General features: G+C 70.6%; 11 protein-coding genes. 5 read left to right on the forward strand and 6 right to left on the reverse strand.

The features are described 5' to 3' along the window. Nucleotides 1-12: 12 nt before the first annotated feature. The 4 genes from AC07Y4_RS18880 to AC07Y4_RS18895 are packed head-to-tail and all read left to right on the forward strand — an operon-like array spanning nt 13 to nt 6,228. The gene (locus AC07Y4_RS18880) at nt 13-1,245 is read left to right on the forward strand and encodes a TolC family protein (protein ID WP_495274904.1); all 1,233 of its coding nucleotides are present in this window, start codon (nt 13-15) and stop codon (nt 1,243-1,245) included. Further along, complete coding sequence (locus AC07Y4_RS18885) at nt 1,242-2,735, forward strand: efflux RND transporter periplasmic adaptor subunit (RefSeq protein ID WP_495274905.1); 1,494 nt, start codon at nt 1,242-1,244, stop codon at nt 2,733-2,735. The genes AC07Y4_RS18880 and AC07Y4_RS18885 overlap by 4 nt, the downstream gene beginning before the upstream one ends. After that, entirely contained in the window at nt 2,732-5,899 is a 3,168-nt protein-coding gene (locus AC07Y4_RS18890; protein ID WP_495274906.1) for an efflux RND transporter permease subunit, read from the forward strand. The genes AC07Y4_RS18885 and AC07Y4_RS18890 overlap by 4 nt, the downstream gene beginning before the upstream one ends. Continuing rightward, nucleotides 5,896-6,228 carry a copper-binding protein gene (locus AC07Y4_RS18895; RefSeq protein ID WP_495274907.1) on the forward strand — a complete coding sequence of 111 codons (333 nt, stop codon included), beginning with the start codon at nt 5,896-5,898 and terminating at the stop codon, nt 6,226-6,228. The genes AC07Y4_RS18890 and AC07Y4_RS18895 overlap by 4 nt, the downstream gene beginning before the upstream one ends. On the opposite strand, the gene cobA is transcribed toward AC07Y4_RS18895, so the two are convergent. From cobA to nirB, 6 genes are read right to left on the reverse strand one after another with little or no spacing between them, the layout of a single operon-like run. Next, the gene (gene cobA / locus AC07Y4_RS18900) at nt 6,225-7,031 is read right to left on the reverse strand and encodes a uroporphyrinogen-III C-methyltransferase (RefSeq protein ID WP_495274908.1); all 807 of its coding nucleotides are present in this window, start codon (nt 7,029-7,031) and stop codon (nt 6,225-6,227) included. The genes AC07Y4_RS18895 and cobA overlap by 4 nt on opposite strands. Beyond that, nucleotides 7,028-7,933 (reverse strand): DNA-binding protein YbiB, encoded by a 906-nt coding sequence (gene ybiB, locus AC07Y4_RS18905; protein WP_495274909.1) that lies wholly within the window; start codon nt 7,931-7,933, stop codon nt 7,028-7,030. Before ybiB ends, cobA begins: the two co-directional genes overlap by 4 nt. 47 nt (nt 7,934-7,980) lie before the next feature. Continuing rightward, complete coding sequence (locus AC07Y4_RS18910) at nt 7,981-10,782, reverse strand: nitrate reductase (RefSeq protein WP_495274910.1); 2,802 nt, start codon at nt 10,780-10,782, stop codon at nt 7,981-7,983. Between the two features lie 7 nt (nt 10,783-10,789). Beyond that, on the reverse strand, nt 10,790-11,194 hold the full coding sequence (gene nirD, locus AC07Y4_RS18915; protein ID WP_062475470.1) for a nitrite reductase small subunit NirD: 405 nt from the start codon (nt 11,192-11,194) through the stop codon (nt 10,790-10,792). 35 nt (nt 11,195-11,229) lie between these two features. Then, nucleotides 11,230-12,018 carry a type IV pili methyl-accepting chemotaxis transducer N-terminal domain-containing protein gene (locus AC07Y4_RS18920; protein ID WP_070063129.1) on the reverse strand — a complete coding sequence of 263 codons (789 nt, stop codon included), beginning with the start codon at nt 12,016-12,018 and terminating at the stop codon, nt 11,230-11,232. A gap of 13 nt (nt 12,019-12,031) precedes the next feature. Beyond that, on the reverse strand, nt 12,032-14,464 hold the full coding sequence (gene nirB, locus AC07Y4_RS18925) for a nitrite reductase large subunit NirB (protein WP_495274911.1): 2,433 nt from the start codon (nt 14,462-14,464) through the stop codon (nt 12,032-12,034). A gap of 64 nt (nt 14,465-14,528) precedes the next feature. Between nirB and AC07Y4_RS18930 the strand changes: the two genes are divergently transcribed. Beyond that, on the forward strand, nt 14,529-16,247 hold the full coding sequence (locus AC07Y4_RS18930) for a bifunctional protein-serine/threonine kinase/phosphatase (protein ID WP_159271050.1): 1,719 nt from the start codon (nt 14,529-14,531) through the stop codon (nt 16,245-16,247). Nucleotides 16,248-16,255: the final 8 nt, after the last annotated feature.

Raw genomic sequence — 16,255 nt, forward strand, 5'->3', positions numbered from 1 at the left:
TGCGGAGTTCTCATGTTCATTTCCTTTTCGCGCGCGGCCGCCTGGGCTGCCGCGCTGCTGCCGTCTCTGGCGACGGCGGCCCCCCTGTCCCTGGAGGACGCGCTTCAGCGGGCGACGCAGCGCTCCGAAACCACCCGCGCCGCCCGTGCCGGTGTCGCCAGCGCCACGGCGGCGGCCTCCGCGGCCCCGCAGCTTCCCGACCCCACGCTGCGCATCGGCGTCGACAACCTGCCCGCGACGGGCGCGGACCGTTTCCACACCACGCGCGACTCGATGACGATGAAGCGCATCGGCCTCAGCCAGGAATGGCTGTCCGCCGACAAGCGCGCCGCGCGGCAGGCCGCCGCCGAGGCGTCGGTCGGCCTGGAGGCGGTGCGGGTGCAGGCCGCCGTAGCCGACACCCGCCGGCAGGCCGCGCTCGCCTACGTGGACGCCTTCTACGCCGGCGAGAGCGTCAAGCTCGCACGGCGCATGGAGCACCATGCGCACGAAGAACTGGAAGCCTCGCGCGCACGCCTGTCGTCGGCCGCGGGGAGCAGCCAGGACGTGCTGGCGCTGGCCGGCGCCAGAGGCATCGCGGAAGACGAGACGGCCGACCTCCTGCAGCAGCAGGAAGCCGCCAGCGTCGCCTTCCAGCGCTGGGTCGGCGTGCCGCCCGACGAACTGCGTTCTCCGGGCGCCATCGCCGTGCCCTCCGAAGCCGCCTATGTGGCCGCGCACCCCACGGTCGCAGCCATGCAGCGCGATGTCGACGTGGCCAGGCAGACGGCGGCCGTCACCGCGTCCAACCGCAAGCCGAACTGGACCTGGGAGCTCGCCTACGGCCAGCGCACCGGCTACGCCGACATGGTGTCGGTGGGTCTGAGCATTCCTCTGCCGATCGCACCCGGCGAGCGGCAGGACCGGGACACCGCCGCCAAGCTGGCCTTGGTCGAGAAAGCCGAGGCCGACCTGGCCGAAGCCACCCGGGCCGCGACCGCCGAGTACCAGGCGCTGCGCAGCGATGCGCAACGCCTGCAGCAACGCATCGACCGCTACCGCTCGGGCGTGGTCGTTCCGGCCGGCCAGAGAACGGCGGCTGCGACTGCGGCCTACCGTTCCAACCAGGGCAGCCTCGTCACGCTGTTCGAGGCGCGGCATGCCGAAGTCGAAGCGCAGCGCAAGCTGCTGACGCTGCAGCGCGATCTGGCCAGAACCCACGTCCAACTGGCCTTCCGGCCGCTCACCACCGAGGGGGCCCCATGAACCGCACACGCACGATCGGCGCAGCGCTGCTGGCCGCCCTGTTGCTCGCAGCAGGCGCCTTCTACCTGGGGCGCACGACCGCCCCCTCCACGGAGGCGCCGGCGACCGCGCCGTCCACCCCGGACGGCCGTAAGGTTCTCTACTGGCACGACCCCATGGTGCCCGGCCCGCGCTTCGACAAGCCCGGCAAGTCGCCCTTCATGGACATGCAGCTGGTGCCCATGTACGCCGACAGCGCCACCGGCACGGGCAACGAAGGCGGCGTGCAGGTGAGCCCCACGGTCCAGCAGAACCTCGGCATCCGGTATGCCGGCGTGCGGCGGGTGGAGACCGCCGCGTCCTTCGATGCGGTCGGTGCCGTGCAGTTCGACGAGCGGCTCAACGTCGTCGTGCAGACGCGCGTGGCGGGCTACGTCGAGCGCCTGTCGGTCCGCGCGCCGATGGAGCGCGTGCGCAAGGGGCAGGCGTTGGCGACGGTCTTCGCGCCTGAATGGCTGGGCCCGCAGAACGAGTGGCTGGCCCTCCAGCGATCGGGTGTTTCCGCCGACCTCGTCGCGGCCGCTCGTGATCGCATGCGGGCGCTGTCCATCCCCGCCGAGCTCATCCGCCGCAGCGAGGAGACCGGCACGGCGCAGGCGCGCTACGTGCTCACTGCGCCGTCCGACGGTGTGGTGGCCGAGCTGGGCGTGCGCGAAGGCGTCGCGGTCACGCCCGGCATGACGCTGTTCCGCATCGCGGGCCTGGAGAAGGTCTGGGCGGTGGCCGAGATTCCGGAAGCGCAGGCCGTGCGGCTCGCGCGCGGCCAGAAGGTCAAGGCGGTCCTCCAGGCCGACGCCGCCCAGTCGTTCGACGGCACGCTCGACGAGATCCTGCCCGAGGTCAGCGCAACCACCCGCACACTGAAAGCCCGCTTCGAAGTCGACAACAAGAACGGGAAGCTCACGCCCGGCATGCTGCTGCGCCTGCAGGTGACGGGGCCCACCAGCACCCGGCTGGTCGTGTCGTCCGAAGCCGTGATCCGCACCGGCAAGCGCGCGGTCGTCATCGTGCGCAAGGCCGACGGCGCGTTCGAGCCGCGCGACGTGTCGACTGGCGCGGACCTGGGTGACGACACCGAAGTCATCTCCGGCCTGAATGAAGGCGAGCAGGTCGTGGCCAGCGGCCAGTTCCTCATCGACTCGGAAGCCCGGCTGCGGTCGGTGCTGGGCAGCATGGCATCGCCTGCGGCCACGGCCGCAGCGCCGGCTGCCGTGCTGCACCAGGCCGAAGGCAAGGTCGAGAGCGTGGCGCCCGACGGCCTCACGATCTCGCACAGCCCCGTCGCCACGCTCAAGTGGCCGCCGATGACGATGGGCTTTGCGAAGGCATCGCCCGACGCGTTCCCGGACATCCAGCCCGGCGACCTGGTCCGCTTCGAGTTCAAGGAAGGCGGCCCCACCGGCTACGAGCTGGTCTCCGTGCAGCGCATGCAAGCGGGCGCCAAGCGATGATCGCCGCCGTCATCCGCTGGTCGATCGGCAACCGCTTCCTGGTGCTGATCTCGACCCTGTTCCTGGTGGCCGCGGGGTGGTGGTCGGTGGTGCGCACGCCGCTCGATGCGCTGCCCGACCTGTCGGACACGCAGGTCATCATCCGCACGCCTTTCCCCGGCAAGGCGCCCCAGGTGGTCGAAGACCTCGTCACCTACCCGCTGACCACCACCATGCTCAGCGTGCCCGGTGCGAAGACGGTGCGTGGCTACTCGTTCTTCGGTGATTCGTTCGTCTACGTGCTGTTCGACGACAAGACCGATCCGTACTGGGCGCGCTCGCGCGTGGTCGAGTACCTCAACCAGGTGCAGAGCAGACTGCCCGCCGGCGCGAACGCCTCGCTGGGCCCCGACGCCACGGGCGTGGGTTGGGTCTACGAGTACGCACTGGTCGACCGCACGGGCACGCGCGACATCGGGCAGCTGCGCGCGCTGAACGACTGGTTCCTCAAGTTCGAACTCAAGACCGTGCCCGACGTGGCCGAGGTCGCCAGCATCGGCGGCATGGTGCGCCAGTACCAGGTGGTGCTCGACCCCGACCGCATGCGCGCGCTGGGCATCACGCAGCAGGCGGTCGTGGCGGCGCTGCAGAAGGCCAACCAGGCCTCGGGCGGCTCGGTCGTCGAGCTCGCGGAGGCCGAGTACATGGTGCGTTCGCGCGGCTACCTGCGTTCGCTGGACGACTTCCGCACCATCCCGCTGGCCGTGACGGGCGCCACGCCGGTGCTGCTGCGCGACGTGGCCACCGTCCAGATCGGCCCCGAGATGCGCCGCGGCATCGCCGAACTCGACGGCGAAGGCGAAGTGGCCGGCGGCGTGATCGTCATGCGCTCGGGCAAGAACGCGCGCTCCACCATCGAGGCCGTCAAGACGAAGCTCGATGCGCTCAAGCCCGGCCTCCCGCCGGGCGTCGAGATCGTGCCGACCTACGACCGCTCGTTGCTCATCGACCGCGCTGTCGACAACCTGCGCGGCAAGCTGATCGAAGAGTTCATCGTGGTGGCGCTGGTCTGCGCGGTCTTCCTGTTCCACCTGCGCTCGGCGTTGGTGGCGGTGGTGGCCTTGCCGATCGGCGTGCTCGCGGCCTTCATCGTGATGCACTGGCAGGGCGTCAACGCCAACATCATGTCGCTGGGCGGCATCGCGATCGCGATCGGGGCGATGGTGGACGGCGCCATCGTGATGGTCGAGAACGTGCACAAGCACATCGAGGCCTTCGAGACGGCGCAGGGCCGGCAGCCGACGGTGGGAGAGCGATGGCGGCTGGTGGCCGACGCGTCGGTGGAGGTCGGGCCGGCGTTGTTCTTCTCGCTGCTGGTGATCACGCTGTCCTTCGTGCCCGTGTTCTCGCTCGAGGCGCAGGAGGGGCGGCTGTTCTCGCCGCTGGCCTTCACCAAGACCTATGCGATGGCGGCAGCGGCGGGCCTGTCGGTCACGCTGATCCCGGTGCTCATGGGCTACCTGGTGCGCGGGCGCATTCCGCACGAAGGCGCCAATCCGGTGAACCGCTTCCTGATGGCCGTGTACCGGCCCGCACTGGAGCTGGTGCTGCGCTTTCCCAAGGGAACGCTCGCCGTCGCCGCGGTGCTGCTGGCGCTGACCGTGGTGCCGCTGATGCGCCTGGGCGGCGAGTTCATGCCGCCGCTGGACGAAGGCGATCTGCTCTACATGCCGTCGGCGCTGCCGGGGCTGTCGGTGTCGAAGGCCGCCGAGCTGCTGCAGCAGACCGACCGCCTCATCAAGACCGTGCCCGAGGTTGCGCGCGTGTTCGGCAAGGCCGGCCGCGCGGACACCGCGACCGACCCCGCGCCGCTCGAGATGTTCGAGACCACCATTCAGTTCAAGCCGAAGGATCAATGGCGCGTCGGCATGACACCCGACAGGCTGGTCGAGGAGCTGGACCGCGCCGTCAAGGTGCCGGGCCTGACCAACGTGTGGGTGCCGCCCATCCGCAACCGCATCGACATGCTGGCCACGGGCATCAAGAGCCCGGTCGGCATCAAGGTGGCGGGGGCGGACCTGGCCACCATCGACACGCTCACCACGCAGATCGAGGCGGCGGTGAAGGGCGTGCCCGGTGTGTCCTCGGCGCTGGCGGAGCGGCTCACCGGCGGGCGCTACATCGACGTCGATGTCGACCGGCTGGCGGCCGCGCGCTACGGCCTCTCGGTGGCCGATGTGCAGGCCGTGGTGTCCACGGCCATCGGCGGCGAGAACGTGGGCGAAGTGATCCAGGGCCGCGAGCGCTACCCCATCAACGTGCGTTATCCGCGCGAGATCCGCGATTCGCTGGAACGGCTGCGGCAGCTGCCCTTCGTGACGGAGAAGGGCGCACAGCTGCTGCTCGGCGACGTCGCGCGTATCACCATCGAGGACGGCCCGCCGATGCTGCGCAGCGAGAACGCGCGGCTGTCGGGCTGGGTCTACGTCGACGTGCGCGGGCGCGACCTGCGCTCCGCCGTCCACGACATGCAGGCGGCCGTCGACCAGGCCGTGAAGATGCCCGCGGGCTATGCGGTGTCATGGTCCGGCCAGTTCGAGTACCTGGCGCGCGCGACCGAGCGGCTGAAGCTGGTCGTTCCGGCCACGCTGGCGGTGATCTTCGTGCTGCTGTACCTGCTGTTCCGCTCGTTCGCCGATGCGGCCCTCGTGATGGCGGCCGTGCCGTTCTCGCTCGTCGGCGGCTTCTGGCTCATCTGGGCGCTGGGCCATTCGATCTCGGTGGCCACGGCGGTCGGCTTCATCGCGCTGGCCGGCGTGGCGGCCGAGTTCGGCGTGGTGATGCTGGTCTATCTGAAGAACGCGCTGGCGCGGCGCCTCGATGCCGGCGAGCCGATGAACGACGAGACGCTCCTGGCCGCGATCCGCGAAGGCGCCGTGCTGCGCGTGCGGCCCAAGGCGATGACCGTGGCGGTCGTGATGGCCGGCCTGCTGCCCATCCTGTGGGGCAGCGGCACTGGCTCGGAGGTCATGACCCGCATTGCCGCGCCGATGGTGGGCGGCATGGTCACTGCACCGCTGCTGAGCATGCTGGTCGTGCCCGCGGCCTGGTATCTGCTGCGCCGCCGCGCCCCTTTGTCGCCTGCTGTTTCCAACCCCTCATCTCATCAAGGAGCCACTTCATGAACTTTCTCCATCCCCTTGCCTTCGCGCTGCTCGCCGGCCTGGCTGGTGTCGCCCAGGCCCAGGCGCCGAAGAGCGAGCTGCCGCCCGCGAAGGCGTCCGCGCCGGGCATGCTGACCGATGCCGTCGTCCAGAAGATCGACCCGGCCCGCGGCCTGATCGTGTTGAAGCACGGCGACATCCCCAATCTGGCGATGCCGCCGATGACGATGGGTTTCGATGTGGCCGAGAAGCAGATGCTCGAACAGGTCAAGCCCGGCGACAAGGTCCGGTTTCATGTCGAGGTGGTGAAGGGCAAGCCGACCGTCACGCACCTCGAGGCTGCGCGCTAGGTCCCGAACCGGCCGGCGTCGCCCGGCTGCAGCGCCGCCGCGGCCAGCCCCTGCAGCACGTCGCCCACCACGATCACCGCCGGGCTGGCCAGCCCGGCCTCGGCGATGCGGGCTTGCAGGCCCTGCAGCGTGGTCACGAGGTGGCGCTGGTGCGGCAGGCTCGCGTGCTGCACCACGGCCACGGGCGTGTCGCCCGGCAGGCCGTGCAGCAGTTCGCGCTCGATGTGGCCGGCGCCCGAGACGCCCATGTAGATCACGAGCGTGAGGCGGGCGTTGTGCGCCGTGGCGGCCAGCGCGCGCCAGTCGGTCGGGTCTTCGGCCGCGCCCGCGCCGGTCTTGGCGTGGCCGGTGACGAAGACCACGCCCTGCGCGTGATCGCGGTGGGTGAGCGGCACGCCCAGCGAGGTCACGGCGGCCAGGCCGGCGGTGATGCCGTTGACCACCGTGCATTCGATGCCGGCGTCGCGCAGGTGTTCCACCTCTTCGCCGCCGCGCCCGAAGATGAACGGGTCGCCGCCCTTCAGGCGCACCACCGTCTCGCCTTCGCGCACGGCCGTGATCATGAGCCGCTCGATGAAGGCCTGCGGCGTGCTCTTGCAGCCGCCGCGCTTGCCCACGTGCACGATGCGCGCGCCGGGCCGGGCATAGGCCTGGAGCACGGCGTCGTTCACGAGGTCGTCGACCAGCAGCACCGTGGCGGCCTGGATCGCCTTGACGGCCTTGACGGTCAGCAGCTCGGGGTCGCCGGGGCCGGCGCCCACCAGCGTGCAGCGGCCGGTGATGAGGGGGGAGGGGGTGTTCATGCGTGGGAGGCCAGTTCGGTGATGTGCCTGACTTGCGTCGCGATGGCTTCGGGCACGGGAAGCTCGCCGGCCAGCACGCGCCGCGTGTAGGCGGCCGTGGTGGCGACGTCGATTTCTTTCGGCAACCCAGGCACGTCGGCGGCGGTGCCGGCGGCCTGGGCCTGGAGTTCGCTGCGCACGCCGCGCACGAAGCCGTCGATCTGCGCGGTGCGGCGCGGGTCGGAGACGACCTCGCCTTCGAGGCCGCGCGAGAGCAGGGCGGTCATGCCCGTGAGCTCGAAGGTCTCGCCCATCGTGCGGGCGTATTCGGGGTGCGTGTAGCTGGCCACCACCACGCAGGGGCCGGTGGTCGGGCGCATGAGCTTGACCACGCTGTGGCCGGGGTTGCGCAGGCCGACCACGCGGCGCACGTCGAGCAGCCGCTTGAGCGCGGGGTTCAGCAACTCGGTCGGGGCAAAGCCCACCTGGCCGGCGGCGATCGGGGTGAGCGTGGTCATCGGGGGCATGTCCAGGGCTGAAAGCACGTTCGATGCCAGTACGCGCGAGGTTTCGCTCGCGCTGCCGTGCACCAGCACCGACAGGCCTTCGCGGGCCAGCAGCAGCGCCAGGAGCGGCGTGAGCACCGGCAGCTTGCGCGCGCCGTTGTAGCTGGGCAGCACGATCAGCGGGCCGCCGCGGGTCGTCACGGGGTTCAGGCGCGCGTGCGTGGCGTCGAGAAAGCCGGCCATCTCCTCGGGCGTTTCGCCCTTGATGCGCATCGCGAGGCAGAAGCCGCCGATTTCCAGGTCGGTGACCGTGCCGTCCAGCACCTGGCCGAACAGGTCGCAGGCCTGCTCGCGCGTGAGCGGACGGGCGCCCCGCGCGCCGCGGCCGATTTCCTTGATGTAGTGGCTGATTCCCATGGGTAGGCGGATTGTCCCGCAACGCTTATGCCGGAATGTGAGTCGGCTTATGCCCCCACGGCCAGTGCTTCGGCCGGGGTGGCCCGCACCATGCGCTTGAGCTCCGGCACGCACGACCCGCAGTTGGTGCCGCACTTCAGCGCCCCCTGCAGCGCCGCCAGCCGCTCGTCGGCGCTGCCGGTGCAGCGCACCAGCTCGGCCTCGATGGCGCGATCGGTCACGTTGAAGCAGGCGCACACCGGCTTGCCGCGCGACTGCACGGCCACCGGCGCGCGGGCGCCCGGCGACAGCAGCAGGCGGCCGTAGCTCTGGGCCGGCAGTTCCTCGCGCAGCAGGGTGGCGATCCAGGCTTCGGCGCTGGTGTCGCCGCCCAGCAAAAAGGCCTCGAGCCCGGCGCTGCCGTCGGCGCGGCGCACCAGCCGCGCGGCGCGGCGCTGGCCGCGGCGGTGGTCGGCGTAGCGCAGGGTGTCGGCGGTCTGCAGGCCCAGCAGGGCTTCGATTTTTTCGACCAGCGCGGCGTCGGGCGCGTCGTGCGCGGCGGCGCGGAACAGCACGCCGCTGCGTTCTTCTTCGCCGGGCGCGTTGCCCGCGAACGGCACGCAGGTGGCGAAGGGGAACAGCGCCATCAGCGGCTGCAGTGCGCGCTGCGCCGTGAGCGCGTCGCCGGCGGGCAGCCAGGCCATGGCCAGCAGCGACCACGGCAGCTCGGCCTTGAGGATCTTCACGGGCGTGTGCTTGAGCTCGGGCTGCTTCGAGGTCGGGCAGAAGGCCGGCGTGGTGAGCGCGTTGATGCCCGCGAGCCGCACGCCGGTCGACGAGCAGCCGCTCAGGTACTCCTCGCCCCAGTGCATCGCGACGAAGGCCTGGCTCAGGCCGATCTCGGCGCTGGCGCGCGCCGGCAGCAGGATCGAGCCGCGCTTCGATGTGAGGTGCACCAGGTCGCCCTCGGCGATCTGGCGGCGCGCCATGTCCTGCGCGTTCATCTGCACCATGGGCTCGGCCACGTGGCCGAACAGCTTGCCGACCGTGCCGGTGCGGCTCATGCCGTGCCACTGGTCGCGCAGCCGGCCGGTGTTGAGCGAGAAGGGAAAGCGCGCCTCGCGCGCTTCGGCCACGGGCTTGTAGGGCGTGTCGACAAAGCGCGCGCGGCCGTCGGGCGTGGGGAACACGCCGTCTTCGTACAGGCGCACGCGACCGGCGCGCTCGCCTTCTTTCAGCGGCCATTGCTGCGGGCCGGCGTTCTCGAGCATCGCGTAGCTCAGGCCGGTGATGTCGAGGTCGCGCCCGCGCGTGGATTCGCGGTGCTCGTTCCAGACCGATTCGGCGCTCTCGTACGGGAACAGCGTGAAGGTGCGGCCCAGCTGCTGTTCGAGCCGGCGCGCGAAGGCCACGCCGATCGACCAGTCGTTGCGCGCCTGGCCCGGTGCGGGCACGGCCGGGCGCACGCGCGAGATGCGGCGCTCGCTGTTGGTCACGGTGCCTTCCTTCTCGCCCCAGGTGGTGGCGGGCAGCAGCAGGTCGGCGAAGGCGCAGGTGGCGGTGGTGGCGAAGGCTTCCTGCACCACGACGAACTCGGCGCGTTCGAGCGCGCGGCGCACCGTGGCCTGGTCGGGCATCGATTGCGCGGGGTTGGTGCAGGCGATCCACAGCGCGCGAATCTCGCCGTCGGCCGCGGCCTGGAACATCTCCACGGCCGTCTTGCCGGGCTTCTCGGGCACCGAGGGCACGCCCCACAGCGCGGCCACTTCGGCGCGGTGCTCGGGGTTGGCCAGGTCGCGGTGTGCGCTCAGCAGGTTGGCCAGGCCGCCCACCTCGCGCCCGCCCATCGCATTGGGCTGGCCCGTGAGCGAGAACGGGCCCGCGCCGGGCTTGCCGATCTGGCCCGTGGCCAGGTGCAGGTTGATGAGCGCGGCGTTCTTCGCCGTGCCGCTGGACGACTGGTTGAGGCCCTGGCAATACAGGCTCAGCGTGGCGGGCGAGGTGGCGAACAGCCGCGCCGCCGCGAGCAGGTCGTCTTTCGGAATGCCGCACACCTGCGCCACGGTGTCGGGCGTGCAGTCGCGCACCGTGGCCTTGAGCGCGTCGAAACCGTTCGTGCGGGCCGCGATGTAGGCGGTGTCGGTCCAGCCCTCCCACAGCATCAGGTGCAGCATGCCGTGGAACAGCATGACGTCGGTGCCGGGCTGGATCGGCAGGAACAGGTCGGCGATCTCGACCGTGTCGGTGCGGCGCGGGTCGGCCACGACGATCTTCAGCGCCGGGTTCGCGGCCTTCGCGTCCTCGATGCGGCGAAAAAGAATGGGGTGCGCCCACGCCGTGTTGCTGCCCACGATGAACAGGCACTCGGCGTGCTTCAGGTCGTCGTAGCAGGCCGGCGGCGCGTCGGCGCCCAGCGTCTGCTTGTAGCCGGCCACGGCGCTGCTCATGCACAGGCGCGAGTTGGTGTCGATGTTGTTGGTGCCGACCAGGCCCTTGGCGAGCTTGTTGAAGACGTAGTAGTCCTCGGTGAGCAGCTGGCCCGACACGTAGAAGCCGACCGCGTCGGGGCCGTGGTCGCGCACCACCTGCGCGAACTTGCCGGCGGCGAGGTCGAGCGCGTGGTCCCACGTCACGGGCGCGGGCGCCTCCTTGCGCGCGAGGCGCTGCAGGGGCTGCAACAGCCGCGTCTGGCGCGTGACGGTCGCGCTGGCCGTGAGGTGCAAGGTCGAGCCCTTGGTGCACAGGCGCCCGAAGTTCGCCGGGTGCTCGGGGTCGCCGCGCACGCCGGTGATCTGGTCGCCCTGCGATTCGATGATCACGCCGCAGCCGACGCCGCAGTAAGGGCAGGTGGAGCGCGTCTCCTGGGTCATGCGGGCCTCAACCTTCTTCCGGGGACAGGACCGTCACGGCGGCCAGGCGCTGCGGTCCGGCGACCGGGCGCTCCAGGTCGAGCGCGTGCGTGGCCAGTTCGCCGGCGTCCAAGTGCACCACGCCGTCTTCCAGCTTCACCGCGAATTTCGGCGTGCAGCCTTCGTCGGGCGAGCGGGCGCAGCCGTCGTCCAGGCCGATGGCCCAGTTGTGCAGCGGGCAGGCCACGCTGGTGCCGAACACGATGCCCTGGCTCAGCGGGCCGCCCTTGTGCGGGCAGCGGTCGAGCAGCGCGAAGACCTGGTCCTCGGCATTGCGGAACACGGCCACGTCCAGGCCGGCGGGTCGCATCACGCGGCGGGCGCCGAGCACGGGGATGTCGTCGAGGCGGCAGATGGCTTTCCAATCGCTCATGGTGGGGCTCTCTTGTCTTTGGGGTCGGGCGCGGATCAGGTCTTGATCTCGGCGTACAGGCCGGTCACGCGGTCCATGATCGCGAGCAGGTTCTCGCTGCTCACGAACACGTCGGACATCAGCGCGGGCGAGGCGCCCGCACCGTCCAGGCGCTGCAGGCCGCGGTTGAAGAACATCCATTGCGCATCGGCCAGCACCAACTCCTGGCGGATCTGTGCGGTGGCCTCGGGCGCGTTGCGCAACAGCTCGAGCGCGGCCAGGAATTCGGTGCGCGCCTTGGCGATCTCTGCGGTGCTGCCGGCCGGGTCGATCTGCATCGCCGCGGCCAGGTAGCACTTGGCCATGCGCTGCGACAGCATGCGCTGGCGCCCCGCGATGTTGACCAGCCGCCCGACCGGCTTGCCCGAGGCGGCCTCGTACTGCGCCGTGCCCTGGTGGGCCAGCGCGAGCACGGCGGCGTCGAGCGCCACCACCCGCGCGGCGGCTTCACGGCCGGGCGCCGCGTCGGCCAGTTCGGTGCGGAACGCGCGCCAGGCGCCGTCCAGCCCGTCGTAGGTGGCGCGCAGCGTCGGCGTCGGTGCAAAGGCCTTGAGCTCGCCGAGCTGGCGCTCGAACAGCGCCACGGAACGGTCAAGCACCTGCTGCGCGCTGCGCGGCTCCACCTTCTGCACCAGCGCCAGGTAGGCCTTGCTCGCGCGCTGCGACAGCATGCGCTGGCGGCCGGCCTTGTTGATGGCGTCGTTGAGGTCGGCCACCTGCGCACGCGCGCCCACCGGGGCGAGTGCGGCGAGGGCGGAAGAAGCAATGAAGAGTCGTCGTTTCAAGCGGTCGCTCCGATCACACGCTCAGCGGCGCAAACTGCCGCACGTCCACCGAGGCCTGCGCCGACTCGAACCACGGGTCGGGCTCGCCGTCGAGCGCGAACTGCAGCCGCTCCCACAGCGCCCGGCGGCCTTCGGCGTCTTCGAGGACCTTCTTCTTCACGTAGTCCAGCCCGACGCGGCCGATGTAGTGCACGGTGCGCTCCAGGTACCAGCCTTCCTCGCGGTACAGCTGCAGGAAGGCGCCGGCATGTTCCATCACTTCCTCGGCGGTCTTCACCTTCACGAGGAACTGCGCCACCTCGGTCTTGATGCCGCCGTTGCCGCCCACGTACAGCTCCCAGCCCGAGTCGACGCCGATCACGCCCACGTCCTTGATGCCGGCCTCCGCGCAGTTGCGCGGGCAGCCCGACACGGCCAGCTTGACCTTGTGCGGCGAGTACATGGCCCACAGCGCGCGCTCCAGGTCCTTGCCCATCTGGGTGGAGTCCTGCGTGCCGAAGCGGCACCACTCGCTGCCCACGCAGGTCTTCACCGTGCGCAGCGACTTGGCGTAGGCAAAGCCGCTGGGCATGCCGATGTCCTTCCACACGCCTTCCAGGTCTTCCTTCTTCACGCCCAGCAGGTCGATGCGCTGGCCGCCCGTGACCTTGACGGTCGGGATCTTGTACTTGTCGGCCGCATCGGCAATGCGCCGCAGCTCGTCGGGCGTGGTGTGGCCGCCCCACATGCGCGGAATGACGGAGTAGGTGCCGTCCTTCTGGATGTTGGCGTGGCTGCGCTCGTTGATGAAGCGGCTCTGCGGATCGTCCTTGGCCTCTTTGGGCCAGGTGCTGATGAGGTAGTAGTTGACGGCTGGGCGGCAGGTGGCGCAGCCATTGGGCGTGCGCCAGCCCATGCCGCGGTAGACCGCGTCGTGCGTGAGCCAGTGCTCCTTGCGGATCGCGTCGCGCACGTCCTGGTGGCTCATGTCGGTGCAGCCGCAGATCGCCTTCTTCTTCGGCGTGGCCGAGTAGTCGCCGCCGGCCGTGAACATCAAAATCTGCTCGACCAGCCCGGTGCACGAGCCGCAGCTGGCGCTGGCCTTGGTGTGCTTCTTCACCTCGTCGAGCGTGAACAGGCCCTTCTCCTTGATGGCCTTGCAGATGGTGCCCTTGTTCACGCCGTTGCAGCCGCACACCTCGGCATCGTCGGGCATGCTCGCGGCCTTGCTGTGGCCCTCGTGGCCGGTGTCGCCGATGTTCGATTCGCCGAACATCAGCTTGTCGCGGATGTCGTGCACGCTGCGCCCGTCGCGCAGCAGCTTGAAGTACCAGCTGCCGTCCACCGTGTCGCCGTACAGGCAGGCGCCGATCAGTTTGTCGTCCTTGAGCACCAGCTTCTTGTAGACGCCGCCGAAGGGGTCGCTCATCACGATCTCTTCGGTGCCTTCGCCGCCCATGAACTCGCCGGCGCTGAACAGGTCGATGCCCGTCACCTTGAGCTTGGTGGACGTGAGCGAGCCGAGGTAGCGGCCGATGCCGAACAGCGCCAGGTGGTTGGCCGCGACCTTGGCCTGCTCGAACAGCGGCGCCACCAGGCCGTAGGCGATGCCGCGATGCGCCGCGCATTCGCCCACCGAGTAGATGCGCGCATCGGTCACGGTCTGCATGGTGTCGGTCACGACGATGCCGCGGTTGCAGTGCAGGCGCATCTTCTCGGCGAGTTCGACGTTGGGGCGGATGCCCACGGCCATCACCACGAGGTCGGCCGCGACCTCGGTGCCGTCCTTGAAGCGGATCGCCTTCACGCGGCCGTCGTCGCCACCGACCAGGTCCTGCGTCTGCGCGCCCATCAGGAACTTCAGGCCCCGGTCTTCGAGCGACTTCTGCAGCAGCTTGCCCGCCACGTCGTCGAGCTGGCGCTCCATGAGCCAGGGCATCACGTGCACCACCGTCACGGTCATGCCGCGCAGCATCAGGCCGTTGGCGGCTTCGAGCCCGAGCAGGCCGCCGCCGATGACCACCGCGTTCTTGTGCGTGCGCGCGGTCTCGATCATGTAGTCGGTGTCGGCGATGTCGCGGTAGGCGATTACGCCCTTCAGGTCCTTGCCCGGCACGGGCAGCATGAAGGGGTTGGAGCCGGTGCACATCAGCAGGCGGTCGTAGGGCGCTTCGGTGCCGTCCTCCGCACGCACGATGCGGTTCACGCGGTCGACCTCGACCACCTTCTTGCCGGCATGCAGCGTGATGTGGTTGTCCGAGTACCACTCCCAGCTGTTGAGCACGATCTCGTCCACCGTCTGCTCGCCCGCGAGCACGGGCGACAGCAGGATGCGGTTGTAGTTCGGGTGCGGCTCGGCGCCGAAGACGGTGATGTCGTACAGGTCGGGTGCGATCTTCAGCAGCTCTTCGAGCGTGCGCACGCCGGCCATGCCGTTGCCGACCATCACGAGTTTCATTTTCTTCATGGGGCGGGACCTTTCAGGGAAATCAACCGAACGACGGCCCGCGGCGCGCGGTCAGAATCGCGCCATGAGCTTTGAAGTGGACATCGGCTACAGCAGCCAGCGCGGGCCGCGCGACGCGAACGAGGACTTCGCCGGCACGGTGCATGCGCCGGCCGGCGACGAGGCACGCGGGCTCATCGCGGCGATTGCCGATGGGGTCTCGAGCGGCGGACGCGGCCGCGAAGCGGCGCAGACCACGGTGATGGGCCTGCTGGCCGACTACTTCGCCACGCCCGCGACCTGGGAGCCGACCGCCGCGCTCGACCGCCTGATCGGCGCGCAGAACGGCTGGCTGGCCGACCACAACCGCCGGCGCCAGGGAAAACAGGAGGGCGCCGGCACGGCGCTCACCACGCTCACCGCGCTGGTGCTGCACGGCCAGAGCTACACGCTGGCCCACGTGGGCGACACGCGCGCCTGGCGCGTGCGCGCCGACGGCGAGCCTGCGCAGCTGCTCACGCAGGACCACGCCTTCGACCACCCCGACATGCGCAGCCGGCTCACGCGCGCCATCGGCCTGGACGACCAGGTGCGCGTCGACTACCTGCAGGGCGACGTGCGCGTGGGCGACTGCTTCGTGCTCAGCACCGACGGCGTGCACGGCGTGCTCAAGCCGCAGCAGGTGGCCGCGCTCGCGCTGCAGGGCGATGCCGAGGCCGCGAGCGAGGCGCTGGTGCAGGCCGCGCTGGACGCCGGCACGCGCGACAACGCGACCGCGCTGGTGATCCGCGTGGTGGGGCTCGATGCGCGCCAGCTCGACGACGAACTCGGTGACGGCCGCCGCCTGGCGCCGCCGCCGTGGCTCAAGGTGGGCGACGTGCTCGACGGCTACGTCGTCACCGGCCTGGTGGCCGACACCGGCGTGCACCTGCTCTACCAGGCGCGCCATCCGGTCACGCGCGAACTCGTTGCGCTCAAGACCCTGCACCCGTCGCGCGCCGGCGACCCGCAGGAGCGCGCGATGCTGGCGCACGAGGCCTGGCTGGGGCAGCGCGTGGGGCAGGGCGGCGGCTTCGTGCGCGTGCACGAGCGTGCGCCCGACGCCAGTGCGCTGTACATCGTGTTCGACTGGCACGGCGGGCGCACGCTCGAGCAGATGCGCAAGGACGGCACGCGCGGCACTGTGGCCGAGGTGGTCGCCGCGGCCATCGAGGTGAGCCGCGCGCTCGGCCGGCTGCACCGCCACGGCGTGGTCCACCGCGACATCAAGCCCGGCAACCTGCACCGGGGCGACGACGGGCGCTGGCGCATCCTCGACCTGGGCGTGGCGATCTCGGGCCGCGAGGGCGCGGCGCAGCGCGAGCTGCATGCGGGCACGCCGAGCTACATCAATCCCGAGCAATGGGAAGAAGGCGGCGTGGCCGACGCGGGCAGCGACCTGTTCGCGCTCGGTGCCACGCTCTACCAATGGCTGGGCGGGCACCTGCCCTACGGCGAGATCGAGCCCTACCAGGTGGCGCGCTACCGGCGCGACCCGGTCGCGCTCTCGCGCCTGCGGCCCGACGTGCCCGTGTGGCTCGACCACCTCGTGCGCAAGGCCGTGGCCCGCGATCCGCGCGAACGCTTCGAGACCGCCGAGGAGATGCTGCTCGCGTTGGAGCGCGGCGCCTCGCGCCCCGTGAACGCGCCCGCCGCCACGCCGCTGATCCGCCGCGACCCGCTCGCGCTGTACCAGCTCGCGCTCGGCGTGTCGGTGCTGTTCAACGTGCTGCTCATCGTGTGGCTTCTCTTCCTGCCACGTTGAGCGGGGGC

The organism is Variovorax sp. GW460-12-1-14-LB1 (assembly GCF_059423605.1).